The sequence below is a fragment of the Microbacterium sp. NPDC057407 genome (assembly GCF_042803895.1).
In the GTDB taxonomy this organism is placed as follows: Bacteria; Actinomycetota; Actinomycetes; order Actinomycetales; family Microbacteriaceae; genus Microbacterium.
In genome coordinates, this window is the sequence record NZ_JBHVCA010000002.1 from 463300 (window position 1) to 487441 (window position 24142).

The 24142-nt window shown below is 69.4% G+C and carries 23 protein-coding genes and 2 tRNA genes; 13 read left to right on the forward strand and 12 right to left on the reverse strand.

Annotated features, from left to right (window positions below; genetic code table 11):
* The first annotated feature begins 43 nt into the window (after positions 1-43).
* The 6 genes from aceE (at position 44) to ACFUTX_RS07105 (ending at position 7632) form a co-directional block, all read left to right on the forward strand.
* Positions 44-2773, forward strand: coding sequence for a pyruvate dehydrogenase (acetyl-transferring), homodimeric type (gene aceE / locus ACFUTX_RS07080; protein WP_378861925.1), 2730 nt, complete (start codon positions 44-46; stop codon positions 2771-2773).
* Between the two features lie 26 nt (positions 2774-2799).
* Positions 2800-3999, forward strand: coding sequence for a PucR family transcriptional regulator (locus ACFUTX_RS07085; RefSeq protein ID WP_378861928.1), 1200 nt, complete (start codon positions 2800-2802; stop codon positions 3997-3999).
* A gap of 84 nt (positions 4000-4083) precedes the next feature.
* A complete protein-coding gene (locus ACFUTX_RS07090; RefSeq protein WP_378861931.1) occupies positions 4084-5001 on the forward strand; it encodes an ACP S-malonyltransferase in 918 nt (305 codons plus the stop codon).
* Between the two features lie 13 nt (positions 5002-5014).
* On the forward strand, positions 5015-6016 hold the full coding sequence (locus ACFUTX_RS07095; RefSeq protein WP_378861934.1) for a beta-ketoacyl-ACP synthase III: 1002 nt from the start codon (positions 5015-5017) through the stop codon (positions 6014-6016).
* Between the two features lie 71 nt (positions 6017-6087).
* Positions 6088-6336 (forward strand): acyl carrier protein, encoded by a 249-nt coding sequence (locus ACFUTX_RS07100; protein ID WP_378861937.1) that lies wholly within the window; start codon positions 6088-6090, stop codon positions 6334-6336.
* A 57-nt stretch (positions 6337-6393) separates the two neighbouring features.
* Positions 6394-7632, forward strand: a complete 1239-nt coding sequence (locus ACFUTX_RS07105) for a beta-ketoacyl-[acyl-carrier-protein] synthase family protein (protein WP_378861940.1) — start codon at positions 6394-6396, stop codon at positions 7630-7632.
* Between the two features lie 131 nt (positions 7633-7763).
* Here the strand turns inward: ACFUTX_RS07105 and ACFUTX_RS07110 are convergent, their stop codons facing one another.
* Together ACFUTX_RS07110 and ACFUTX_RS07115 are read right to left on the reverse strand one after the other, a co-directional pair.
* Positions 7764-8267: a DUF3145 domain-containing protein gene (locus ACFUTX_RS07110; RefSeq protein ID WP_378861942.1), complete on the reverse strand. Its 504-nt coding sequence runs from the start codon at positions 8265-8267 to the stop codon at positions 7764-7766.
* Between the two features lie 192 nt (positions 8268-8459).
* Positions 8460-9233, reverse strand: a complete 774-nt coding sequence (locus ACFUTX_RS07115; protein ID WP_378861944.1) for a hypothetical protein — start codon at positions 9231-9233, stop codon at positions 8460-8462.
* 210 nt (positions 9234-9443) lie between these two features.
* On the opposite strand from ACFUTX_RS07115, the gene ACFUTX_RS07120 reads away from it, so the two are divergent.
* From ACFUTX_RS07120 to ACFUTX_RS07130, 3 genes are all read left to right on the forward strand, one after another.
* Positions 9444-11453, forward strand: a complete 2010-nt coding sequence (locus tag ACFUTX_RS07120) for a DUF262 domain-containing protein (RefSeq protein WP_378861947.1) — start codon at positions 9444-9446, stop codon at positions 11451-11453.
* Positions 11454-11572: 119 nt separating this feature from the next.
* Positions 11573-11767, forward strand: coding sequence for a DUF2795 domain-containing protein (locus tag ACFUTX_RS07125; protein WP_378861950.1), 195 nt, complete (start codon positions 11573-11575; stop codon positions 11765-11767).
* A 218-nt stretch (positions 11768-11985) separates the two neighbouring features.
* Entirely contained in the window at positions 11986-12363 is a 378-nt protein-coding gene (locus ACFUTX_RS07130; RefSeq protein ID WP_378861952.1) for a hypothetical protein, read from the forward strand.
* Between the two features lie 462 nt (positions 12364-12825).
* On the opposite strand, the gene ACFUTX_RS07135 is transcribed toward ACFUTX_RS07130, so the two are convergent.
* Together ACFUTX_RS07135 and ACFUTX_RS07140 are read right to left on the reverse strand one after the other, a co-directional pair.
* A tRNA-Ile gene (locus ACFUTX_RS07135) sits at positions 12826-12899 on the reverse strand.
* A gap of 68 nt (positions 12900-12967) precedes the next feature.
* Positions 12968-14035 carry a DMT family transporter gene (locus ACFUTX_RS07140; RefSeq protein WP_378862872.1) on the reverse strand — a complete coding sequence of 356 codons (1068 nt, stop codon included), beginning with the start codon at positions 14033-14035 and terminating at the stop codon, positions 12968-12970.
* A gap of 51 nt (positions 14036-14086) precedes the next feature.
* Between ACFUTX_RS07140 and def the strand changes: the two genes are divergently transcribed.
* Positions 14087-14653: a peptide deformylase gene (gene def, locus ACFUTX_RS07145; protein ID WP_378861955.1), complete on the forward strand. Its 567-nt coding sequence runs from the start codon at positions 14087-14089 to the stop codon at positions 14651-14653.
* 38 nt (positions 14654-14691) lie between these two features.
* Here def and ACFUTX_RS07150 read toward each other — a convergent pair.
* The 5 genes from ACFUTX_RS07150 to dusB all read right to left on the reverse strand — a co-directional run bounded on the left by ACFUTX_RS07150 (position 14692) and on the right by dusB (position 20027).
* A tRNA-Asn gene (locus ACFUTX_RS07150) sits at positions 14692-14764 on the reverse strand.
* Between the two features lie 62 nt (positions 14765-14826).
* Positions 14827-15615, reverse strand: a complete 789-nt coding sequence (locus ACFUTX_RS07155) for an ATP-binding cassette domain-containing protein (RefSeq protein ID WP_378861958.1) — start codon at positions 15613-15615, stop codon at positions 14827-14829.
* 44 nt (positions 15616-15659) lie between these two features.
* Entirely contained in the window at positions 15660-17522 is a 1863-nt protein-coding gene (gene dnaG, locus ACFUTX_RS07160) for a DNA primase (protein WP_378861961.1), read from the reverse strand.
* Positions 17522-18862 (reverse strand): deoxyguanosinetriphosphate triphosphohydrolase, encoded by a 1341-nt coding sequence (locus ACFUTX_RS07165; RefSeq protein ID WP_378861962.1) that lies wholly within the window; start codon positions 18860-18862, stop codon positions 17522-17524. Before ACFUTX_RS07165 ends, dnaG begins: the two co-directional genes overlap by 1 nt.
* On the reverse strand, positions 18852-20027 hold the full coding sequence (gene dusB / locus ACFUTX_RS07170) for a tRNA dihydrouridine synthase DusB (protein ID WP_378861965.1): 1176 nt from the start codon (positions 20025-20027) through the stop codon (positions 18852-18854). Before dusB ends, ACFUTX_RS07165 begins: the two co-directional genes overlap by 11 nt.
* A 52-nt stretch (positions 20028-20079) precedes the next feature.
* On the opposite strand from dusB, the gene ACFUTX_RS07175 reads away from it, so the two are divergent.
* Positions 20080-20583 (forward strand): glutathione peroxidase, encoded by a 504-nt coding sequence (locus ACFUTX_RS07175; RefSeq protein WP_378861968.1) that lies wholly within the window; start codon positions 20080-20082, stop codon positions 20581-20583.
* Between the two features lie 51 nt (positions 20584-20634).
* Here the strand turns inward: ACFUTX_RS07175 and ACFUTX_RS07180 are convergent, their stop codons facing one another.
* The 3 genes from ACFUTX_RS07180 to recO form a co-directional block, all read right to left on the reverse strand.
* Positions 20635-21315 carry a DsbA family protein gene (locus tag ACFUTX_RS07180; RefSeq protein WP_378861971.1) on the reverse strand — a complete coding sequence of 227 codons (681 nt, stop codon included), beginning with the start codon at positions 21313-21315 and terminating at the stop codon, positions 20635-20637.
* Between the two features lie 67 nt (positions 21316-21382).
* Positions 21383-22186 carry an isoprenyl transferase gene (locus tag ACFUTX_RS07185; protein WP_378861974.1) on the reverse strand — a complete coding sequence of 268 codons (804 nt, stop codon included), beginning with the start codon at positions 22184-22186 and terminating at the stop codon, positions 21383-21385.
* Positions 22183-22926, reverse strand: coding sequence for a DNA repair protein RecO (gene recO / locus ACFUTX_RS07190; protein ID WP_378861977.1), 744 nt, complete (start codon positions 22924-22926; stop codon positions 22183-22185). The genes ACFUTX_RS07185 and recO overlap by 4 nt, the downstream gene beginning before the upstream one ends.
* An 83-nt stretch (positions 22927-23009) precedes the next feature.
* Here recO and ACFUTX_RS07195 point away from each other — a divergent pair, with 83 nt between their 5' ends.
* Entirely contained in the window at positions 23010-23477 is a 468-nt protein-coding gene (locus tag ACFUTX_RS07195; protein WP_378861980.1) for a MarR family winged helix-turn-helix transcriptional regulator, read from the forward strand.
* Complete coding sequence (locus ACFUTX_RS07200) at positions 23474-24121, forward strand: hypothetical protein (protein ID WP_378861983.1); 648 nt, start codon at positions 23474-23476, stop codon at positions 24119-24121. The genes ACFUTX_RS07195 and ACFUTX_RS07200 overlap by 4 nt, the downstream gene beginning before the upstream one ends.
* The last annotated feature ends 21 nt before the right edge of the window (positions 24122-24142 follow it).

Below are 24142 nucleotides of genomic sequence, written 5' to 3' on the forward strand. Positions count from 1 at the left end.
AGCGATTACCTGGCACGATCTGCCAGACGACGAAAGGTCATCTGTGACTGTCAACGATCAGGATCCGTACTCGCAGGACCCCCTCGACAGCGATCCCGACGAGACCTCCGAGTGGCAGGAGTCCCTGCAGCAGCTCGTCAAGGCGAAGGGCCACGGTCGTGGCCGCGAGATCATGCTGAGCCTCCTGCAGACCTCGCACGAGCTGCAGCTGAACGTCCCGCAGGTCCCGACCACGGACTACATCAACACCATCGCGCCCGAGAACGAGCCCGAGTTCCCCGGAGACGAGGAGCTCGAGCGTCGCTACCGCCGGTGGCTGCGCTGGAACGCCGCCATCACGGTGCACCGGGCGCAGCGCCCCGGCATCGGGGTGGGCGGTCACATCTCGACGTACGCGTCGTCCGCCTCGCTCTACGAGGTGGGCTTCAACCACTTCTTCCGCGGTCTGGACGACCCGAGCGGAGGAGATCAGGTCTTCATCCAGGGGCACGCCTCCCCCGGCATCTACGCCCGGTCCTTCCTCGAAGGGCGCCTCACCGAGGCGCAGCTCGACGGCTTCCGTCAGGAGAAGTCGAAGGCGCCGGACGGGATCCCGTCCTACCCTCACCCGCGCCTGATGCCGGACTACTGGCAGTTCCCCACCGTCTCGATGGGGCTCGGCCCGATCAACGCCATCTATCAGGCCATGACGAACAAGTACCTCACCAACCGCGGGATCAAGGATCTCTCGAACTCCCGCGTCTGGGCGTTCCTCGGCGACGGCGAGATGGACGAGGTCGAGAGCCGTGGACAGCTCCAGGTCGCGGCGAACGAAGGCCTGGACAACCTCACCTTCGTCGTCAACTGCAACCTGCAGCGGCTCGACGGACCCGTGCGCGGCAACGGCAAGATCATTCAGGAGCTCGAGAGCTTCTTCCGCGGCGCGGGGTGGAACGTGATCAAGGTGGTGTGGGGCAGCGGCTGGGACGAGCTGCTGGCCCATGACACCGAGGGCGCGCTCGTGCACCTGATGAACACCACTCCCGACGGCGACTTCCAGACCTACCGGGCCGAGGACGGCGCCTTCATCCGGGAGCACTTCTTCGGTCGGGACGAGCGGACCGCGGCTTTGGTCAAGGACTGGTCCGATGAGGACATCTGGGGCAGGCTCCGCCGCGGCGGGCTGGACTACCGCAAGGTGTACGCCGCGTACAAGGCGGCGACCGAGCACAAGGGTCAGCCCACGGTCATCCTCGCGAAGACGATCAAGGGCTACGGCCTGGGGCACCACTTCGAGGGTCGCAACGCGACCCACCAGATGAAGAAGATGACGCTTCAGGACCTCAAGTACTTCCGCGACTCGATGCGCATCCCGATCTCGGACGCCCAGCTCGACGAGAACCCGTACCTCCCGCCGTACTACAACCCGGGTGCGCAGGACGAGACCATCCAGTACATGCTCGAGCGGCGCCGCGCACTCGGGGGCTTCCTCCCCGAGCGGCGCAGCCACCACGTCGGTCTCCAGCTTCCGGGCGACGACGCGTACGCCTTGCCGAAGAAGGGCTCGGGCACGCAGGAGGTCGCCACCACGATGGCGTTCGTCCGGCTGCTCAAGGACCTGCTGCGGGCCAAGGACTTCGGGCACCGGATCGTGCCGATCATCCCCGACGAAGCCCGCACGTTCGGCATGGACGCGTACTTCCCCACGGCGAAGATCTACAACCCGCACGGCCAGAACTACACCTCGGTCGACCGAGAGCTGCTTCTGGCCTACAAGGAGAGCCCGCAGGGGCAGATCATGCACGTGGGGATCAACGAAGCGGGTGCCGTCGCGGCATTCACCGCCACGGGAACCTCGTACGCGACGCACGGCGAGCCCCTGATCCCCGTGTACGTCTTCTACTCGATGTTCGGATTCCAGCGCACCGGTGATGCGCAGTGGGCCGCGGGCGACCAGATGGCGCGCGGTTTCATCATCGGCGCGACCGCCGGCCGCACCACGCTGACAGGCGAGGGCCTCCAGCACGCGGACGGTCATTCGCATCTGCTCGCGTCGACGAACCCCGCGACCGTGTCGTACGACCCGGCCTACGGCTATGAGATCGCGCACATCGTGCGGGCCGGCATCGAGCGGATGTACGGGGGCAACCACCCCGACCCGAACGTGATGTACTACCTGACCGTCTACAACGAGCCCCTCGTGCAGCCGGCCGAGCCCGAGAACGTGGACGTCGACGGCATCGTCCGCGGCATCCATCGCATCTCTTCACCCGAGGGGGATGGGCCTCGCGCGCAGATCCTCGCGTCGGGCGTCGGGGTGCCGTGGGCTCTCGAAGCGCAGCAGCTCCTCCGGGACGACTGGGGAGTGCAGGCCGACGTCTGGTCCGTCACCTCGTGGAACGAGCTGAGGCGCGACGGCCTTGCCGCCGACGAGCACAACTTCCTGAACCCCGAGGCCGAGCCGCGCACCGCCTACATCACGGAGAAGCTGCGCGACACCCCCGGCCCGGTGGTCGCGGTGAGCGACTTCATACACGCCGTTCAGGATCAGATCCGGCCGTGGGTGCAGCACCGCTTCGTCACGTTGGGTGCGGACGGCTTCGGCTTCTCCGACACGCGCGCGGCGGCTCGGCGCTACTTCAAGATCGACGGTCCCTCCATCGTGGTCCGCACCCTGCAGGCCCTCGCCGCGGACGGAGTCGTCGACCGCGGGCTCGCGGCGCAGGCGATCGAGAAGTACCGCCTGCACGACGTGACAGCGGGAACGAGCGGGAACGCCGGCGGCGAGAGCTGACCGGCGCGATGCCCGCCTCCGCCTCGATGGACAAACCTGAGACACTCGCCTGGCTCCGGAGGATCTCGGGCGACCTGGCGACCGTGACGATGAAGCGCCTGGAGGACACTCTCCCGTGGTACGCGGAGATGCCCCCGGCGCGACGCTCCGCCGTCGGCCTCGTCGCGCAGGCGGGCATCACCTCCTTCATCCAGTGGTACGACGACCCCAGTTCGACGCCGTGGATCGCCGCCGACATCTTCGCGGCGGCCCCGCGGGAGCTCCTGCGGAGCGTGAGCCTGCAGCAGACCCTCCAGCTCATCCGGGTCACGGTGGAGGTGACGGAGGAGCGGGTCGCCGGCAAGGGCGAGCATCTCCGCGAGGCCATCCTCCTCTACTCGCGAGAGGTGGCGTTCGCGGCAGCGGACGTCTACGCCCGCGCCGCTGAAGCACGCGGCCTGTGGGATGCGCGGCTGGAGGCCCTGGTCGTCGACTCCATCCTGACGGGCGAGGCCGACGAGGAGCTTCCGAGCCGGATCGCGGCGCTCGGCTGGCACGGCCACGGGGAGGTCGCCGTTCTCGTCGGAACCACGCCGCCCCAGTTCGACATCGATCAGCTCCGTCGCACCGCACGCAAGCTCGGAGTCGACGTGCTCATCGGGGTGCAGGGATCCCGGCTCGTTCTGGTCCTCGGTCGCGCGGATCCGCCGTCGCGGCCCGACGACGTGCCGAGCGACCTCCCCTTCACCGAGATCGCCAAGCGGCTCGAGCCCGGTTTCGGTCCCGGATACCTCGTCCTCGGGCCCACCGTGCCGGCGCTCGTCGACGCGGGGCAGAGCGCCCGCGCTTCCCTGGCGGGCTTCGCCGTCGCACGTGCCTGGCGGCACGCGCCCCGTCCCGTCGAGGCAGACGACCTTCTGCCGGAGCGGGCGCTGGCAGGAGACCCGCTGGCGAAGCAGACCCTCGTGGACCGCATCTACCGTCCGTTGCAGGCCCACAGCGCCGACCTCGTCGCGACGCTCTGGAGCTACCTCGACAACGGCCGCTCTCTCGAAGCAACGGCCCGCGAGCTGTTCGTGCACCCCAACACGGTGCGGTATCGCCTCAAGCGCGTGTCCGAGGTGATCGGCTGGGACGCCACGGGTCCCCGCGAGGCGCTGATCCTTCAGACGGCTCTGATCCTCGGCTCGATCGGCACCGACGCAACCCGGCGCAGGGCGCCGCAGGCGCGTCGACCGACCCGGTGACCTGTGCGCCTCGCACAAACCTTCCCGTGATTCTTGTGAGCACGTCGCCAGGGGCGATCGAGTGATCCTTGGCAGGATGGACAGGTGAGAATCGCGGTCTTCCCCGGGCAGGGCTCTCAGTCGCCCGGATTCCTCTCCCCCTGGCTCGAGCGAGAGGGGACCGTCGACAGACTCGAGCAGTTCTCGGAGTGGTCGGGCGTCGACCTCGTGGCCGCGGGCACCGAATGGGATGCCGACCGCATCCGCGACACCCAAGTGGCTCAGCCGCTGATCGTCGCGGCCAGCCTGCTGTCGTGGTCGTCACTCCCCGAGCGCGAGTCAGTGTCGGGTGTGGCGGGACACTCGGTCGGCGAGTTCGCCGCCGCCGCTGCGGCCGGGATCCTCTCGGAGGAGGACGCCCTTCGTCTGGTGGGCATCCGCGGCCGCGCGATGGCGGAAGCCGCCGCAGCCGAAGAGACCGGGATGAGCGCGGTCATCGGCGGGGACGAGGCATCCGTCGTCGCGCGCCTCGAGGAGCTCGGCCTCACGCCGGCCAATTACAACGGCGGCGGGCAGCTCGTGGCGGCGGGAGCTCTCGACGCACTGGCCGCGCTGTCGTCGGAGCCCCCCTCCGGCACCCGGGTCATCCCCCTTCAGGTGGCCGGCGCCTTCCACACCCGGTACATGTCTCCGGCCGTCGAGACTCTGCGCGCCGCGGCGTCGCGGGTCGAGGCATTCGACCCTCGCCTGATCATCTGGAGCAACCGGGACGGCTCGGCGGTCAGCTCCGGGTCGACGTTCGTCGACCTCCTGGTCGACCAGGTCGCCTCCCCGGTGCGCTGGGACCTCTGCATGACCTCCTTCGCATCCGTGGGAGTGTCGGGCATCGTGGAGCTGTCGCCGGCGGGTACGCTCACCGGGCTCGCGAAGCGAGCGCTGCGCGGCATTCCCGCCGTCGCGGTGAAGACACCCGAAGACCTCCAGGCAGCCGGCTCGCTCCTCGGCGACGCCGCTGACGCATGACCGGAGTATCCGAATGACCCGCACGCTCACCCAGCCGACCGGCGCCGCCCACACGCGCATCTACGCCTATGGCGCGGCCCGCGGCGAGATCGCCGTACCCAACGACGACCTCATCGGTCCCATCGACTCCAGCGACGAATGGATCCGCCAGCGCACCGGCATCGTCACGCGAACCCGCGCTGCCGCGGAGACGGACGCGATCGACCTCGCCTCGGACGCTGCCCGCGAGGCCATCGAGAAGTCCGGTGTGCCTGCGGGTGAGATCGACGCCGTCATCGTCGCCACCATCAGCAACCCCAAGCAGACGCCCTCCGTGTCGGCGATCGTCGCGGACCGCGTGGGATCCAACCCGGCCGCCGCCTACGACGTGAACGCCGCGTGCGCCGGGTTCGCCTACGGCGTCGCACAGGCCGACGCCCTGATCCGCGCCGGTGCGGCGCACTACGCCCTCGTCATCGGAACCGAGAAGCTCAGCGACATCGTCGACCCGACCGACCGCAGCATCTCGTTTCTGCTCGGCGACGGCGCCGGCGCTGTGGTGATCGGGCCGAGCGACACCCCGGGCATCGGCCCGACGGTGTGGGGCTCCGATGGCTCCAAGGCCGACGCCGTCGGCATGAACCACACGCTCAATGAGTTCCGCGACGGGACGGCACCGTGGCCCACACTCCGGCAGGAGGGTCCCACGGTCTTCCGCTGGGCGGTGTGGGAGATGGTCAAGGTCGCCCGGCAGGCGCTGGAAGCGGCCGGAGTCGAGGCATCCGATCTGTCGGCCTTCGTCCCGCACCAGGCCAACATGCGCATCATCGACGAATTCGCCAAGCAGCTCGGCCTGCCCGACACCGTGGTGATCGGGCGCGACATCGAGACCACGGGCAACACCTCCGCCGCGTCGATCCCGCTCGCCACCCATCGCCTGCTGCAGGAGCACCCCGAGCTCAGCGGCGGCCTCGCGCTGCAGATCGGCTTCGGAGCCGGTCTCGTCTTCGGCGCGCAGGTCGTGGTGCTCCCCTGAGGCGCGCCGGGCCCGACCATAGACTTGACCCGGACCACCCGGTCCGGACCCCCGAGAAAACAGGAGAAACCATGGCATTCAGCAACGACGAGGTCCTCGCCGGACTCGCTGAGCTCATCACCGACGAGACGGGAATCTCGGCTGACGAGGTCGCCCTCGAGAAGTCGTTCACGGATGACCTCGACATCGACTCGATCTCGATGATGACGATCGTCGTCAACGCCGAGGAGAAGTTCGGCGTCACCATTCCCGACGACGAGGTCAAGAACCTCAAGACCGTCGGCGACGCCGTCACCTACATCACGTCGAACCAGGCGTAGGACCACCCCGGTGGGGGCTCCGGCCCCCACCGGTCAACACCGAGGACATTGATCTCTATGAGCAACCCCCGCATCGTCGTCACCGGTATCGGCGCCTCGACCCCGCTGGGCGGCACGGCCGCCGAGAGCTGGTCGGCACTCCTGGGCGGGACGTCCGGAGCCCACACCCTCGAGCACGACTGGGTGCAGGAGTACCAGATCCCCGTGACGTTCGCGGCCGAAGCGGTCGTCCGGCCCGACACGGTCCTCGACCGCCCGGTGGCCAATCGCCTCGACCCGTCCGCCCAGTTCGCGCTCGTGGCGGCGCTCGAGGCATGGGAGGACGCGGGCAAGCCCGAGGTCGAGCCCGAGCGTTTCGGCGTCGACTTCGCGACCGGTATCGGCGGCCTGCAGACGACTCTCGCGGCGTGGGACACGCTCAAGGCGAAGGGACCGCGTCGCGTGATGCCGATGAGCGTCCCGATGCTCATGCCGAACGCTCCCGCGGCTGCGGTCTCGATGCACCTCGGCGCCCGCGCCTATGCACGAACGGTGGCATCCGCGTGCGCGTCGAGCACGGAGTCGCTCGTCAACGCCGTGGAGGCGCTGCGGGCGGGCAAGGCGGATGTGATCATCGCCGGAGGGTCCGAGGCCGTCATCCACGGCCTCACCCTGGCCGCGTTCGCAGCCATGCAGGCACTGTCCAAGCGCAACGACTCCCCCGAGACCGCCTCACGTCCGTACAGCGTGGACCGCGACGGATTCGTGATGGGCGAGGGTGCGGCCTGCCTCGTGCTCGAGACGGAAGAGCATGCGAAGGCCCGCGGGGCGAAGATCTACGCCGAGGTCGTCGGCGGCGGCGTGACGGCGGACTCGTACCACATCACCGCACCGGAGCCGGAGGGGCTGGGGGCGTCTCGCGCGGTGCGCCTGGCTCTCGAAGAGGCCGGTGCGACACCGGACGAGGTGACGCACATCAACGCCCACGCGACCTCCACCCCGACCGGCGATATCGCCGAGTATCGGGCGCTGCTCAGCGTGTTCGGCGATCGCGTCCACGAGATCCCGGTGTCGGCGACGAAGGCGTCGACCGGACACCTCCTCGGGGGCACGGGTGCTCTGGAGGCGATCTTCACGATCCTTGCGCTGCGCGACCGGGTTGCTCCCCCGACGATCAACATCACGACGCAGGATCCCGAGATCCCTCTGCGGGTGTCCGGGACGGCTCAGCCGCTCGGCGATGGTCCGCAGCTCGCGATCAGCAACTCGTTCGGCTTCGGTGGCCACAACGCCGTCGTCGCGTTCCGGACCCTCTGATCGGCAGACGAAGACGCCCCCGGCTGGGTCGCCGGGGGCGTCTGTCGTGTCAGGCGGTGATTCGCGGTCCCGCGGCCCAGGACGTTGCCCTCTGAGCTTCGGTAGTGGCGCCTCGCCGCCCGAGTCTCGGGTCAGCCCACCTTGTGCAGCCAGACCACGGGTGCGTCGTCACTGGCGTGACGGAAGGGCTCGAGCTCTTCGTCCCACGCCGAGCCCAGCGCGACCTGCAGCTCACGCTGGAGCTCCGCGGCGTTGCCCGCTGCGATCTCCATGGCGTACCGGATCCGGTCTTCGCCGATGACCACGTTGCCTGCGCTGTCGGTCTGCGCGTAGTGGATGCCGAGGCCTGGCGTGTGCAACCAACGCCCGCCGTCGCTCCGGGGCGTCGGATCTTCGGTCACCTCGAAGCGGAGGTGCTCCCAGCCGCGGATGGCCGTCGCGAGCGCCGCACCGGTTCCGGCGCTGCCCTCCCAGTAGTACTCGGCACGTCGCGCGCCGTGCAGCACCGGCTGGTCTGCCCAGTCGAAGCTCACCGCGCGTCCGAGGGCGCGGCCTACTGCCCACTCGAGGTGGGGGCACAACGCTCGCGGCGCGGAGTGAATGAAGATCACTCCACGCGCCTGTGGTGTCGCCATGATCTCTCCGTTTCATCAGGTGCGTCTTCCCCAACGACCTGACACGGGTGTCTGGCGGATATGCGGTTGTGCTCCGGTCATTATCGCGCACGGAGCGCTGGAATCACAAGGATGTCATTCGGCACGTCGTGCCGGCGTGTCGTCGTCGGGGTCCTGGTGCTGCGACCGGAACCCCGACGACGACGACGACGGTCAGGCTTCGCTCATGACGTTGACCGCGGCCTGGCCCTTCGCGGCGTAGTAGGCGGCGCGAGCGGCATCCTTGCGCGCCTGCTCGGCGTAGCCTGCTTCGAGCACGTCCTGCGGCACGTGAACGCTCTCGACGTGGTTCACGCCGTTGTACTTCTCGATATAGGCGTCGAGCTCGGGCCCGGACGTCCACGAGGTGATGAGGCAGTAGCGGGGCTCGCTGCCGATGTGGGTGGCGGCGTGCCACAGTCGCTGCGTGTCGATGATGAGCTGGGCGCCGGCCGGCAGGGCGATGCGCACCTCGCCCGCGGGATCGGTGCGGTTCTCGCGCAGGACGAAGAAGCTGTCCTTGTCGTCGGTGAGGTTGAAGAAGCCGCGGACGACCCACCCGGTGCCATCGGGATTCAGGCGGTTGTTGTCGTCCTGGTGGAGGTTGTAGAGGCACTCGCCGTAGGGCGTGGGCTGAAGCTCGATGACGCGGCAGCGGCCGACGTTGGCGCCGGGCTCCTGGGCGCGGCGGGTGAGGTGAGGCGCCTTCTCGACCTGGGAATCGATCCAGACGCCGTCCTTGTCGGTGCGCGGCGGCTTGTGGTTCCAGAACCCGTTGCACTCGATCTCGCCGAAGGCGCTGGCGAGGGGGGCGAAGCGGGTGTCGCCGGAGGACTTCCAGTCGTTGTACTCGAGGTCGAGCCACTCCTTGGGGTCGAGCTCCTGGTTGTAGCGGTCGAGGACGACGTAGCCGGTCTCCTCGAGCGCAGCGGACTTGATGTAACCCATGACGGATTGCCTTTCGGTCACCGGGCCAGCACGTTTTAACAGGCCCAACTAAGGCAAGCCTACCTGGGAGGCCCCGCGCGGCTTCGAGGCGGGCCGGGCACATCGAGGCGCCTTCCCGGCCGCCGGCGACCGGTCGAATAGACTTGGCGGCGGCGTGTCCGGCGGGCCTCGGGCCCCGCGCCGAGAGCATCGAAGGGGCGTATCCGGGCGATGGTGACTGCCACGAATGTCGACGCGACCGCGGTGAACACGATCGGCTGGCTCTCCGGTGGCGAATGGACCATCGTCGTCCCTGTCTACCAGCGCCAGTACCGCTGGGACATCGGAGCCTGCGAACAGCTGCTGTCCGACATCCGCGCGGTCGCCGAACTCGATGACCGCCGCATGCACTTCATCGGCTCGATCCTCTCGTCCACCGGCAACGTGGGCGACGCCGCCGAACTGGTCCTCATCGACGGTCAGCAGCGCATCACCACCCTGATGCTGCTCGTCGCGGCGCTGCAGCACACCGTGCGCGACACCGACCCCGCGATGGCGGCGGAGCTCGAGCGGGTGCTGGTGGCGCCTGGCGGTGCGCGGACCACGAAGCTCCGTCCCCACGCGGCGTGGGCCGGCGTCTTCGAGCGTGTCGTGCTCGACCGCCCCGCTCCCCCGGACGAAGGCCGGGACTCGCGATTCGACGACAATTACGCGTTCTTCCGCAGTCAGGTGAGCGTCGACGAAGCACCACGCATCTGGCGGGGCCTGCAGAAGCTCGAGCACGTGGCGATCACCCTGGGCGCCGGGGCCAACGCGCAGCAGATCTTCGAGAGTCTGAACTCGACCGGAGAGCCGCTCCGCGACCACGAGCTCATCCACAACTACGTGCTGATGGGTCTCACGCACGCCGAGCAGCGTGAGATCGAGACCGAGTACTGGCTGCCCATCGAGCAGAGCACCGGCGACTCCATCGGCCACTTCTGGCGCCACTACCTCGTGCTGACGACGGGACGCGAGGTGGTCGCGAGCCGCAGCCGGGGGGTCTACGACGCCTTCCGGCTGGTGTTCCCGCGGCTCGACATCCACGACCTGCGCCGCTACGCCGCCGAGTGGCGGGAGTACGCCCTGATCCACCGGGTGCTCCGTGAGCCGGATCGGGAATCGGATGCCACGGTCGCACAGCACCTCGACGGCGTCGCGACGTTCGGCACGGCGATGGATCCCCTGATCATGCGCGCCTACCGGGACTGGAAGCACGGGCGCATCTCGGTGGACGAGCTCACCCGGACGCTGGAGCACGTGCAGGCCCTCCTGCTGCGTCGCACGATTGTCGGGACCGGAACGGACCGCATCGTGGCGCGGCTGTGCCGCGCGCGCGAGGACGGCTGGGATGCGCTCGTGGCGGCCGTCTCGCGCATCACTCCGTCCGACGAGCGGATCCGCGCCGCGCTGAAGTACTCCGAACTCCCCCACCCCGCCTACGTGCTCGGGCGTCTGTCGGGTGTGCGCAGCGCGTCGGGACTGGACGTGGAGCACGTGTTCCCGTTGGCGCCCTCGGACGCCTGGACCGGCGACGGCGTCCGGACCTGGTCGGACTACACCGACGACGAGCAGAACAGCGCCCGCGCCCTCGCCCCGACCCTCGGCAATCTGACCCTCCTCGAGGAGGAGCTGGCCCAGCGGGCCTTCGACGCGTCGTTCCCCGACAAGCGCCGGCTCTACGGGCGCAGCAGCGTCCCCCTCACTCGCGACCTCGCCGACACCGCGGCGTGGACGACGGCGGCGGTCGCGCAGCGGTCAGCCGACCTCGGTCGGCGCTTCGTGGAGCTGTGGGCGCGACCCGGCGGCGGACTCATCGACGACGACGGTCTCACCCCCATCCTCGACGCCGTGCATCGGCGCGGCTGGCCGGCGGGGTGGCAACGCGAATGGGACTACGTCGAGTACCGAGGCGAGCACTGGGAGGTGCCCGACGTCAAGTACCTCTTCAACCGCATCTTCAAGCGCCTGTGGGCCGACGCCCGTCCCGCTGTGGTCGCCTACAGCGCGCGGCGCGGCGGGCCGGTCTACCGCGAGCAGTCGTGGAACGGCCAATGGGATCGCCTCGACGACGAGCACTGGCTGTACATGGGCTGGGACTCCAGCTACATGCTGACCGCCGTGCAGGGGCTGCTCGAGGAGGCCGGATTCGCGGCCGAGGTGTTCGTCAAGTACTCCTACATCGGTGCCGCGATGGCGTGACTCGGCGCCGAGGGCGGCGGCATCCGCCTTTCGATGCGGACCTGGCGCGGGAAGTCAACCCCCGCGCCATCGCATCCGGGCGACTTCTACGGTGACCCGACACCTTCGGAAGGAGCATCATGGCCGATCGACCCGCAGCCATCGAGGTGCAGAAGTATCTCGGCGGCGTGGATTACCCCGTCAGCAAGGACCAGCTGGTCTCGACGGCGCGTGAGAACGGCGCGCCCGACGACCTCGTCGAGGCACTCGAGAACTCCGACCAGGATTCGTTCGACGCCCCGACGGACGTGAGCAGCGCACTCGCCGGTGAGTGAATGAGCGGCCGGCGGCGTCCCGCCGGCTGGTCGACCGCGGCACCCGCGGAGCCGGCGACCGTCGATGTGCTGATCCCGACGTGCGATCGCCCAGCGGAGCTGGCGGTCACGCTCGCCGGGCTCGCGGCACAGGACGGGCCGCCGTTCGATGTCGTCATCAGCGGCCAGGCGTCGCCGAGCACCGGGACTTCCTCCTGGAGCGCGCGCGGGCTCCGGCCGTGCTCTTCCTCGACGACGACGTCTGGCTCGACCCGGGATCGCTCGCCCTCCTCGATGCCGCCCTGACACAGCTGGCGTGCGGCTTCGTCGGCATGGCGGTGCAGGGCCTGTCGTACCTCGACGACGATCGTCCGACGGAACGGACCGCGTGGGAGCCGTGGGCGACGGGCGTCGAGCCGGAGCGCGTGCGTCGCGGATCCCCGGCGTTCGATCGCTGGCCGCTCCACAACGCCGCCAACCTGGTCCATGTCGCGCGCGAGAATCCGCTCCCGGCAGCCGGGTGGCTCGCCTACCGCGTCGCGTGGGTCGGCGGGTCGACGGACCGGTTCGTGTTTTCGGCGGCAGCTTCGGAACCCGGGCTCAAAGCCACGAGCTGAGCATCCTCGATGAGCCGCCTGTCGCCCCTCCGGAGTGGAGGCGACCTGTCTGGTTCATCCGGTTCAGCGTGCGTCGGGGCGTAGTGCAGCCGCCGTGTCCGCCGCAACCGACAGAGGGTCGGCGACCGGCCGGTCGAGCAGAGCAGCGAGGTCCGGGCTGGAACCACTGAGCAAGCCGTGCCGCACGCTGGTGGCAATTGAAGTGAGCATCGGTGGTTGGAACGGTCGCAAACCGTATGCATCCGGCTCGCAGAATCGCAGCCAGCGCGGTCGCCGTGGCGCTCTCGACTTGGTCAGGCTGTCCTTCACAGAACTATGCGAGGGGTCTCTAGTGGGGTGACACGATCGGCACGTGGTCGAACCCCGGTGGGATCGGCACCGTGCTCGAGACGTCCGCGCCCGGCACGTCGATGAATCCCTCAGAGGTCCGCGTAACTCCGCGGCTTCTGAGGGATTCATCGGTAGGGCGGGTGGGACTTGAACCCACGATCGTCGGGTTATGAGCCCGCTGCCTTGACCAGCTTGGCCACCGCCCCTCCGCATGCGAGCCTACCGCCGCGAACCGCGAGGACCCGAAACTCCCGCTCGAGCACCGGCGAGCGGGTCAACGCCTTCCGTCGCGGTCCTTGATCGGCGGGTCGGGCCACACCTTCGCCACGGCCTCGTTCACGCGGATGGAGCCGGTCATGGGTGCCGTCTGGTCGGCGCCCGGCTCGCTTCCTCGCACGATCGGGATCTCCTGGCTGTCGCTGAGGATCTGCGGGTGGTAGCGGGCGAGCTGCCACACGCCCCAGACGGCCACCGCGCCCACGGCCGCGAACGCGATGTACACCCACACCGGGGCGCCGCTGGCCTCGCCGAGGATCGTCAGTCCGATGATGATGGCGACGATCGGGTCGATCACCGTCAGGCCGGCGATCACCAGGTCGGGAGGCCCCGACGCGTACGCGGTCTGCACGAAGTAGGCGCCGACGATGGCGCCGAGGATGAGCGCGGCCAAGCAGGTGAGCGTCAGCCACTCGAAGTCGCCGGTCTTGATGCGCTCGATGATGACCTTCGCGAGCGTCGCGACGAACCCGTACATGATGCCGGCGGCCGAGATGTAGAAGAGTGCCCCCATCTTGAGGCGACGCCACAGCCAGAAGCCGCCCAGCACGAGCGTCACGACCCCGAAGAGGATCAGGATCGTGATCAGCTGCCGATCCGTGACGGGTTTCTCGGTCGCGAACAGGGCCGCGATGGTCACGAAGACGAAGATGCCCCCGACGCACGCACCGATCGCGATCAACGACCGCTTCGTGGGCCGATGGCCGCTGATCTGCGCGTTCAGCAGGGTGGTGATCACGAGCGCGATCGCACCCAGAGGCTGGACGACGATGAGGGGCGCCACCGCCAGTGCGGAGAGCTGGCAGACGATCGCGAGAGCGAGCATGACCGTTCCCACGACCCACGAAGGGCGCGAGAGCAGCTTGAGCAGGTGATGGACATTCAGGCCACCCGTACCCGTGGAGCCGGTCAGCTTCTCGACCTTCGTCACGCCGCGGTGCTGGTACTGGGCGCCGAACGACATGAAGACGGCGCCGAGAAGGGCCAGCGGGATGCCGTACAGGAGTCCGGGGTTCTGGAACGCGCCGACCAGCTGGTCGCCTACGTCCTGAAGCTCGTCCGCCATCCACACCACACGTCGACACTAGCCGCCGTCGCCTCTCGATAGGCTCAAGGCGTGGCCGTTCTGCCGATTCGCATCATGGGCGATCCCGTCCTTCACGCCCCCGCCTCCCCCGTCGGTGAGGTCACCGACGAGATCCGAGCGCTGGTCGCCGACATGTTCGAGACGATGGATGCCGCGCCCGGCGTCGGACTGGCCGGCCCCCAGGTGGGCGCGGCGCTGCGCATCTACACGTACTCGTACACGGACGACGAGGGGCTGCCATGGCGAGGCGTGATCCTCAACCCCGAGCTGTGGATGCGACCCCTCGAGCCGGGCGACCCCGACCCCGACGAGGAGTCCGAGGGCTGCCTGTCGTTCCCCGGTGAGCGCTTCCCGCTGCGGCGGTCCGAGGAGGTGCTCGTCACCGGCACCGACCTCGACGGAAACGCGGTCCGCATCCACGTCGACGGATGGCGAGCGCGGATCATGCAGCACGAGTTCGATCACCTCGAGGGCATCCTCTACGTCGACCGACTCGGCGACGGCGACTGGAAGACGGCGCAGAAGATCGCGCGCAAGCGGGGCTGGGGCCGGCCCGGAAACGCCTGGACGCCCGGCATCGACGATATCGAGGCGTGAACGAAGAACGGCCCCGAGGTGGAGCTCGGAGCCGTTCGCTCCCCCACTTGGACTCGAACCAAGAACCTATCGGTTAACAGCCGATTGCTCTGCCAATTGAGCTATGGAGGAATGTGTCCCGCTCGCGCGGGCAACCACACCATGTTAGCAAACGCGAAGGTGTGCTCGTGACGTCAGGAGGCGACCAGTCGCCGGTCCGCCTCGCCGCTGGGGGTCCACAGCAGGTCGTCCGCGCTGTGTCCGTAGGCGACGGCGTGGCCGGCTCGCAGGACGAGGACGTGCGCGTTCAGGTCGCGCGCGACATCCGTCTCATTCGTCACGAGCAGGGCCGACATGCCGTACTCGTCGCGTCGGCGCAGGAGAGCGTCGCGGGCCGCGCGTCGCACTTCGACGTCCATGTTGGAGAAGGGCTCGTCCCCGATGAAGAGCCGCGGCTGAAGCACCAGCGCGCGGGCGAACGCCACGCGCTGACGCATGCCGGCGCTCAGCTCGTAGGGGTACTTGGCGGCCGCCCCGAGAGGCAGCATCATCTCGTCGAGGAGCGTGGCGACACGCACCGAGAGAGCTCGCTGATTCACACGCCGATCGCGGCTGGTGATGGGTGCGCCGATCACCTCCGAGACGGTGAGCCGGGCGGGCAGGTGGGCACCGGCCGACTGCGGGAGATAGCCGGTCACGTAGGTCAGCTCGCGGTGCGCGCGTCCGGGGTGGCGCACCCCGATGCCTTCGACGAGCGCCTCGCCGCCGACCACGGCCAGACCGTCGTCGGCGGCCCCTGCGAGCACCGACGCCAGGCTCGACTTCCCGGAGCCGGTGGGACCCATGACGGTCATCGTGCCCGCAGGCGGGAGAGTGAAGGTGACACCGTCCACGACCCGGGCGGCCGGACCGCCTCGCCCTGCGCGGGCGATGGACAGATCACTGCAGCGGATGGCGACGTCGGCGTCTTTCCGGCGGGTCATCCCCTCATCCTGCCCTGAGGTCCTCGTCGGCGCCAGCCACCGCGTCACCCCGCCTCGGCGACGAGCTGCTGGCGCTGCGCATCCAATTCGCGCAGCCGCAGCCGGATCGCCCGCCCCTCGTCCGAAGCGGCGGGCACCCGCTGAATGGCTCCGAGCATCTCGTTCTTCTCGGTATCGAGCCCTCGGATCACGAGCCGCCGCGCGAGGTCGGCGGTGGACGCCACCGCGGCCGCGTCGTCCAAAGCGGGGAAGTCAGCCGCGAGCAGTTCCGCCCCGAGAGACCGGTACGGCTCGCGAATCCGTCCGATCGCGTCGACGGCCCATCCCGGCCGCTGGGCGTCGGAACTCTCCTCGACGGCTCGGCGCACGGCATCGAGGGCCGGATGCCGGAAGGGAAGCGACAGCGCCCGGGTGACGAGCGACGGGTCCAGACGGTGCCCGAACTGCAGGATCCCCATGAGAGCGTCGCGCTCGAGCGTCGCATCGGCGGTCCGCGGGAGCGATGCGAGGGTCACCCGCGTCAAGGTCTCGCCCGACGGCGGCTCGGGGTCCCGCGCCGCATCGGGCGACCGCTCGTCGCGGCGCGACGCGCCCCGGCCCGCCCGCTCGACCTCCCGTCGAACGTCCTCGGTGTCCATGCCGAGGCGTCGAGCGAGAACCCGGACGTACTCGGGCTGGAGGAGGGCGTCGCGCAGCTCCGCGACGACGGGCGCGGCGGCGCGCAGCGCTCCGACCCGCCCTTCGACGGAGGCGAGGTCGAACCCGGCGATCCGCTGATCGAGCACGAACTCCACCATCGGCACCTTCGTCTCCATGAGCCCCCGGACCGCCGCGTCACCACGTCGCAGCCGGAGATCGCACGGATCGAGCCCCTCGGGGCCGGTCGCGACGTACGTCTGGGCGTTGAACCGTTTCGCGTCGGCGAAGGCGCGAAGCGCCGCCTTCTGGCCCGCGGCATCCGGATCGAACGTGAACACCACCTCGCCTGCGGTGGAATCGTCGCCCATGACCCGGCGGAGGACGGTGATGTGGTCGGAGCCGAACGCCGTGCCGCACGTGGCGATCGCCGTCGTGATTCCGGCCAGATGACATGCCATGACGTCGGTGTACCCCTCCACCACGACGACGCGGTGGTCCCGCGAGATGTCGCGCTTGGCGAGGTCGAGTCCGTAGAGGACCTGCGCCTTCTTGTAGACGGTGGTCTCTGGCGTGTTGAGGTACTTGGGGCCCTTGTCGTCGTCGAACAGGCGCCGGGCGCCGAACCCGATCACCTGCCCCGTGACGTCGCGGATCGGCCACACCACGCGTCCGCGGAAACGGTCGTAGACGCCTCGCTGGCCCTGCGACACGAGCCCGGCGTTCGTGAGCTCCTCGTCGGTGAACCCCTGCGAACGAAGCGCGTCATGCATCGCCGACCAGCCCTTCGGCGCATAACCGACACCGAAGTGCCCCGCGGCGCCCGCGTCGAAGCCCCGCTCGCCGAGGAAGCGGCGCGCGATCTCGGCCTCCGGCGTCTGCAGCTGCGCCCGGAAGAACTGCGCGGCGGCCGTGTTGGCGGCGTAGAGCCGCGTGCGACCGGTGTGCTCGGGAGCCGCTCCCCCGTCCTCGTAGTGCAGGGTGTAGCCGATGCGTCCGGCCAGCCGCTCGACCGCCTCGGTGAACGACACGTGATCCATGCGCGTGAGGAAGGAGTAGACGTCGCCGGACTCGCCGCATCCGAAGCAGTGATAGAACCCCGCCTGCGGCCGGACGTTGAAGCTGGGGCTGCGCTCGTCGTGGAACGGGCAGAGTCCCTTCATCGCCCCCACGCCGGCGTTCTTCAACGCGACCCGCTCGCCGATGATGTCGGCGATGTTCGTGCGCGCCTTGACCTCTTCGACGTCGGATTGACGAATGCGCCCCGCCATCAGCGAACCCCGGTCGCGCGCGCGCCCGGCGACCACACGCCCAGCGACGCGGCGTCCAACTCCCCGACGAGACGGCCGTGCCACGCGATCGCGACCTGATCGGTCAGGCTGGCGACCTGGTCCACGATGACGCGCCGCCGCGCCGCCTCGGTGGACGCCGCGGCGAAGTCCTGCGCGTGCATCGGGTCGAGCTCTTCCGGGCGGTCCCAGAGTGCCCCGGCCAGTCGCTTCAGCACCCGCCGCTGCTCCTTGTAGAGATCCTTGCGGCCCTCGATCGACACCACGACCGTGCCGATGACACCCTTCAGGACGGCCATCTCCGCCTCGACGACTCGCGGAACGACCACGTGCGCACGATACCGGGTGAGCGCCGACATCCCGTACGCCTCCCGCGTCGCCGTCGTCGCCGCTCGGGCGAACCGGCCGATGAGATCGGACGTCAGGTTCTTGAGTCGCGCGTGCGAAGCCCGAGTACCGTCGAACGACGGAATCCACTCGGGTATGCGCGTGAGGCGGTACAGCGCGTCCTCGAGTTCGTCGCGGGCGAAGTCGAAGCCGACCCAGGATTGGATCGACGTCAGGAGCGCCTCGTGCTCGGCCGGGTCGGCGAGCCGCGCAGGGTCGAGATACCCGTTGACGACGGCATCCTCGAAGTCGTGCACCGAGTACGCGATGTCGTCGGAGAGGTCCATCACCTCAGCCTCGATGCAGCGGACACGTCCGGGCGCTCCGGCCCGCATCCAGCGGAACACCTCTTCGTCGTCGGGATACACCCCGAACTTCAGGCGCCCGCCCGGGTCGGGCAGCGGATGCTCCGCTGTCCACGGGTACTTGCACGTGGCATCGAGGCTCGCGCGCGTCAGATTGAGTCCGAAGCTGCGTCCCCGCCCGTCGACGACCTTCGGCTCGAGCCGGGTGACGATCCTGAGGGTCTGGGCGTTGCCCTCGAAGCCCCCGATGTCCTCCGCCCATTCGTTCATGGCCCGCTCGCCGTTGTGACCGAACGGCGGATGCCCGAGATCGTGGCTCAGGCACGCCGTGTCCACCACATCGGGCGCGAGCCGCAGCGCCGTCGCCAGCTCCCGCCCCACCTGCGCCACCTCGAGGGAGTGCGTCAGACGGTTTCGGGCGAAGTCGGCCGGGCTCGCGGGGCTGAGAACCTGGGTCTTCGCGGCGAGCCGGCGCAGCGCCGCCGAGTGCAGGACCCTCGCCCGATCGCGGGCGAAGTCGTCGCGCTGCGAACGATGCTCCTCGGAATGGAACCGCGCCGCGTCGGCGTCGTCGTAGCCGGGAGGCCGTTCCGCCGCGATCCCGACCGCGAGTGCCCCGTCAGCCGCCACTGTGGTCGAGCTCCGCTTCGGCGAGGGCGCAGGATGCGTCGGCCCCGAGCTCGCGCGAATCCAGCCAGTTCTCGGGCAGCGCGGGACGCTTGGGCGTGCCGGCACGGCCGCGCTGGCCCTCGGCGGCCGCCCCGGGGTACGGCGCCTCCAGGTCGAGGGTGGCGAGGAGGTCGTCGATCTCGGCGAGGGTCGAGACCGTCGCCAGCCGCGCCCGCAGGTCGCCGCCGACCGGGTAGCCCTTGAAGTACCACGCCACGTGCTTGCGGATGTCGCGGCACCCCCGGCCCTCGTCGTCGAAGAACTCGACCAGGAGCTCGGCGTGACGGCGGAAGGCGCGCGCCACGAACCCCAGGGTCGCGTCGACGGGTGCCGCCGCCGCGGCGCGCGGGCCCCCCAGTTCGCGGGCGAGGTCGCCGAAGAGCCAGGGGCGACCGAGGCATCCGCGACCCACGACCACTCCGTCGCAACCGGTCTCGGCCATCATGCGCGCGGCATCGGCGGCCGACCAGATGTCTCCGTTGCCCAGGACGGGCACGCTGGTGACGGTCTCTTTCAGCTGGGCGATCGCCGACCAGTCGGCCTCGCCGGAGTAGAACTCGGCGGCGGTACGGGCGTGCAGCGCGACGGCGGCCACGCCCGCGTCCTCGGCGATGCGGCCGGCGTCGAGGAAGGTCAGGTGGTCGGAGTCGATGCCCTTGCGCATCTTGACCGTCAGCGGGATGTCGCCGGCAGCGCGCGCCGCGCGGGTCACGATGTCGCGGAACAGCCCGAGCTTCCACGGCAGGGCCGCGCCGCCGCCCTTGCGGGTGACCTTCGGGACGGGGCATCCGAAGTTCAGATCGATGTGGTCGGCGCGGTCCTCGTCGACGAGCAGGCGCACGGCGGCCTCGGTCGTCGCGGGGTCGACGCCGTAGAGCTGGATCGACCGGGGCTTCTCGGACTCGTGATGGGTGATCAGACGCATCGTGGTCGCATTGCGCTCGACGAGCGCGCGCGTCGTGATCATCTCGCTGACGTAGAGGCCGGCACCGTACTCTCGGCAGAGCCGGCGGAAAGCGGTGTTGGTGATCCCCGCCATCGGCGCGAGCACGACGGGCGCATCGAGTTCGATGGGGCCGATCCGCAGTGTGCGGGCGGGGGCGAGGGCAGTAGTCACATCAACCATTCTCCCAGAGGAATCCGACCATCCGCCGAACGGGAGGGCTTAGCCTGGGGACATGACCGAGGCTACCGCGACCGACCTGCGCAGCATCCCGTTCCAGACCGCCGACGGCGGCACCGCGACCCTCGCCGATTACGGCGACAAGGTGCTGCTGGTCGTCAACGTGGCCTCGAGGTGCGGTCTCACCCCGCAGTACGAGCAGCTCGAGCAGCTGCAGCGGGCGTACGCCGATCGCGGGTTCACCGTTCTCGGGTTCCCCTGCAACCAGTTCCTCGGTCAGGAGCCGGGATCGATGGACGAGATCCTCGAGTACTGCTCGACGACCTGGGGGGTGACCTTCCCGGTGCACGACAAGGTCAAGGTCAACGGCGGCAAGGCGGCGCCGCTGTACAAGGCGCTGAAGGACGCGCCCGATGCCGAGGGCAAGAAGGGCCGCGTTCAGTGGAACTTCGAGAAGTTCGTGCTGACCCCCGACGGCACCGTTCACCGCTTCCGCCCGAACGTGAAGCCGGACGACCCGGCCATCGTCGAGGTCATCGAAGCGCACCTTCCGCGCTGACGGAGAACGTCGAAGCCCGCCGGACAACCGGCGGGCTTCGTGGTGTCTCCGTCAGGCGCTGACGGGCGCTTCGTCGCGGTGCTCCTCCCAGACCTGACGGACGATCTGCGCAAAGGCCTCGGCGGGCTGCGCGCCCGAGACTCCGTACTTGCCGTCGATCACGAAGAAGGGCACGCCGTTGATGCCGTACGCCTGAGCCTGCGCCTGGTCGGCGCGCACCGCCGGCAGGTACCGTTCGCTGCGGAGCGCCTCTCGCGCGGCCTCCGGGTCGAGGCCGGCGTCGGCAGCGAGGTCGACGAGCTCGTCCTCCTGACCCAGGTGGCGGCCCTCGGTGAAGTAGGCCGACATCAGCCTCTCAGCGAGTTCGTGCTGGCGTCCCTGCTCCTTGGCGAAATGCAGCAGCTCATGGGCCTTGACCGTGTTGGTGTGCTTGAGCAGATCGAACCGGTAGTCCAGCCCCGCCTCGGCCGCGACTCCCGTGACCCGATCGAGCATCTGACGGGCCTGGTCGGCCGAGATGCCCTTGTGCGTGGCCAGGTAGTCGGCTTCGCCGCCGTCGAAGTCGACCGGCGTGTCGGGTGAGAGCTCGAACGAGTGGAACACCACGTCCACGACGGGCGCATCCTGGTCGCCGGATGCTTCGGCCAGCCCCTTCTCGAGATTGCGCTTGCCGATGTAGCACCAGGGGCACGCGATGTCACTCCACACGTCGATCTTGATGGCATCCGTCATGTCAGAGGCAACGACGGGGCGTTCGCGCTCTATTCCTCGCGGCGCCGGACTCGTTCGGAGTCGCCCGTCACGCCGTCGGTGCGTCCACGGCGCCCCCGAAGCGCCGGTCTCGGTCGAGGTACATCCCGATCGCCTCCCACAGATCGGTCCGGGAGAAGTCGGGCCACAGCGTGTCGAGGAACACGAACTCGGCGTAGGCCGACTCCCACAGCAGGAAGTTCGAGGTGCGCTGCTCGCCGCTCGACCGGACGAACAGGTCCACGTCGGGCATGTCGGGCTGATAGAGCCGCTTGCGGATGAGCTTCTCGCTGACAGCCGAGGGCGAGATCCGGCCGGCTGCGACGTCGTCCGCGATCGACCGCATGGCGTCGACCAGTTCGACCCGTCCGCCGTAGTTGACGCACATGGTGAGCGTCAGCACATCGTTGGTCTCGGTCAGTCGCTCGGCGAACTGGAGCTCCTTGATCACACTCGACCAGAGGCGGGGCTTGCGCCCAGCCCACCGGATCCGCACGCCCCACTCGTTGAGCTGGTCGCGCCGCCGGTGGAGCACATCGCGGTTGAATCCCATGAGGAATCTCACCTCGTCGGGCGACCGCGACCAGTTCTCGGTGGAGAAGGCGTAGACCGAGAGGTGCTTGACGCCGGCTTGGATGGCACCGGCGACGACGTCCAGCAGGGCCGACTCCCCGGCCTTGTGCCCCTCGACCCGGGTGAGACCGCGGCGGTTCGCCCACCGCCCGTTCCCGTCCATGACGATCGCGACGTGGCGCGGCACGGAACCCGCCGGGAATGCGGGCGGGTCGATCCCGGTCCAGTCCAGCGGTCGGTACGGAAGCGCGTCGCGGTGCGTGAACGGCTTCGGGGTCATCGACCAGGTCCTTCCGGGGCAGCAGAGACATGGGAAAGCGAACGGATGCCGCGCTCGAGGTGCCACTGCGCGTACGCCGCGATCAGCCCAGACGCCGCCGCACTGGAGGCCGGGGACGCGGCATCCACCCGATCCCACTCCCCCGCCATGAGCCACTGGAGCAGCGCCGAGGTCTCCGCGTGCACGCGAGCGGCCCCGGTGGGGGCGCAGTCGCGGCACACCATGCCGCCAAGCTGGGCGACGAACGTGTCGTGCGGACCGGGACGGCCGCACCGGGCGCACTCGCCCAGTCCCGGCGCCCAGCCCGAGAGCGCCATGGCACGCAGCAGGTACGAGTCGAGGACGCTGCGGGAGGCATGGTCGCCCCGGGCGAGCGCGCGGAGTCCGCCGACCAGCAGCAGGTACTGCTGTGGGGTCGCCTCCGCCTCGTTGAGGCGGTCGGCGGCCTCGACCATGGCGTGGGCGGAGGTGTACCGGTCGTAGTGGGCGGCGATGTCGGCGCCGTACGAACCGAGGGACTCGGCCTGCTGCACGATGTCGAGCGAGCGCCCTTCGTACAGCTGGACATCGGCGACCATGAACGGCTCGAGGCGGGCCCCGAACCGCGAAGATGTGCGGCGAACGCCCTTCGCGACGGCACGCAGCTTGCCGTGGCGGCGACTGAGCATCGTCACGATCCTGTCCGCCTCCCCCAGCTTGTGGGTGCGCAGGACCACGACTTCGTCGCGGTAGGTAGGCACCTCCCAATTATCGTCGCCGCGCGCAGGATCGTCCCGCCGACGAGCCGTGCGAACCCCGCGCTTTTCCGTGTACCTTGTTCACTATGTCCGGACCACAGCTTCTCGACGCACTCCTCGCGATCACCGCCGTGCTGCAGGCCGACCAGGAGCGCGAACTCGAACGGCGTGGACTCACCGTCCCGCGCACCCACCTGCTGTGGGTGCTGCACCACGGCGGTCCCGCGACCCAATCCGCACTCGCCGAAGCCATCGGCGTGACCCCGCGCTACGTCACGACCCTCGTGGACGCCCTCGAGTCCACGGGACTCGCCCGCCGGACCTCGCATCCCACCGACCGCCGGGCGCTGCTCGTCGAGCTCACACCGCGGGGCGCATCGGCGATGACGGCGATGGCGTCGGAACGCGTGGCGCTCGGTGACGCGCTCATCGAGGGCCTCGATCCGCACGCCGTCGCCGCCGCGATCCAAGTGATCGACCACGCGCGAGAACGACTCGAGCGCCTGGTGGCCGAACACGAACGCGCACAGGAAGAGAGGGCGGAGTCGTCATGACCGACCAGAGAACGGCCGACCAACGCCGCACGGCGCGCGTCGCGTCGCGAGTGGCCTCGATCGCTCGGGCGGCCTGGCGAGCGGAGGTGGCGGTATGGCAGGGGCTGTATCGCTGGCTGCTGCGGCGTCCGCGCGTGCCGCGCGGAGCGTCGAGCTTCACCTACCACTCGCCCGTGCGCACGATCCTCGTGGTCTTCATCGTGCTCTCGGCCGTGGAGATCCCCATCGTGGACCTCATCGTTCACCCGTGGCCGTGGATCCGCATCCTTCTTCTCGCCCTCGGGGTCTGGGGGGTCACTTGGATGGTCGGGTTGCTGCTCAGCTACATCACACGCCCTCACGCCGTCGGGCCGGAGGGAATCCGCGCACGACTCGGCGGGGACGTCGACATCGACCTGACATGGGACGCGGTCGCTTCGGTCGAGAAGTCCCGCGACGTGCAGGAGAAGGCCCCCAAGGTCCGCGACGAGCCGCACGGCCGCACGCTCGCCCTCCGGATGCAGGACGAGACCAACGTTCTCATCGTGCTGGAGCACCCCGTGCGAGCCCGGTGGGGAGGCGCCACGCACGAGGTGGACGCCGTGCGGCTCTGGGTCGATGACCTCGACGGATTCATGACGGCGGTGCGGAACCACATCCCCTGACCGGCGGCCCCACAATTGAAG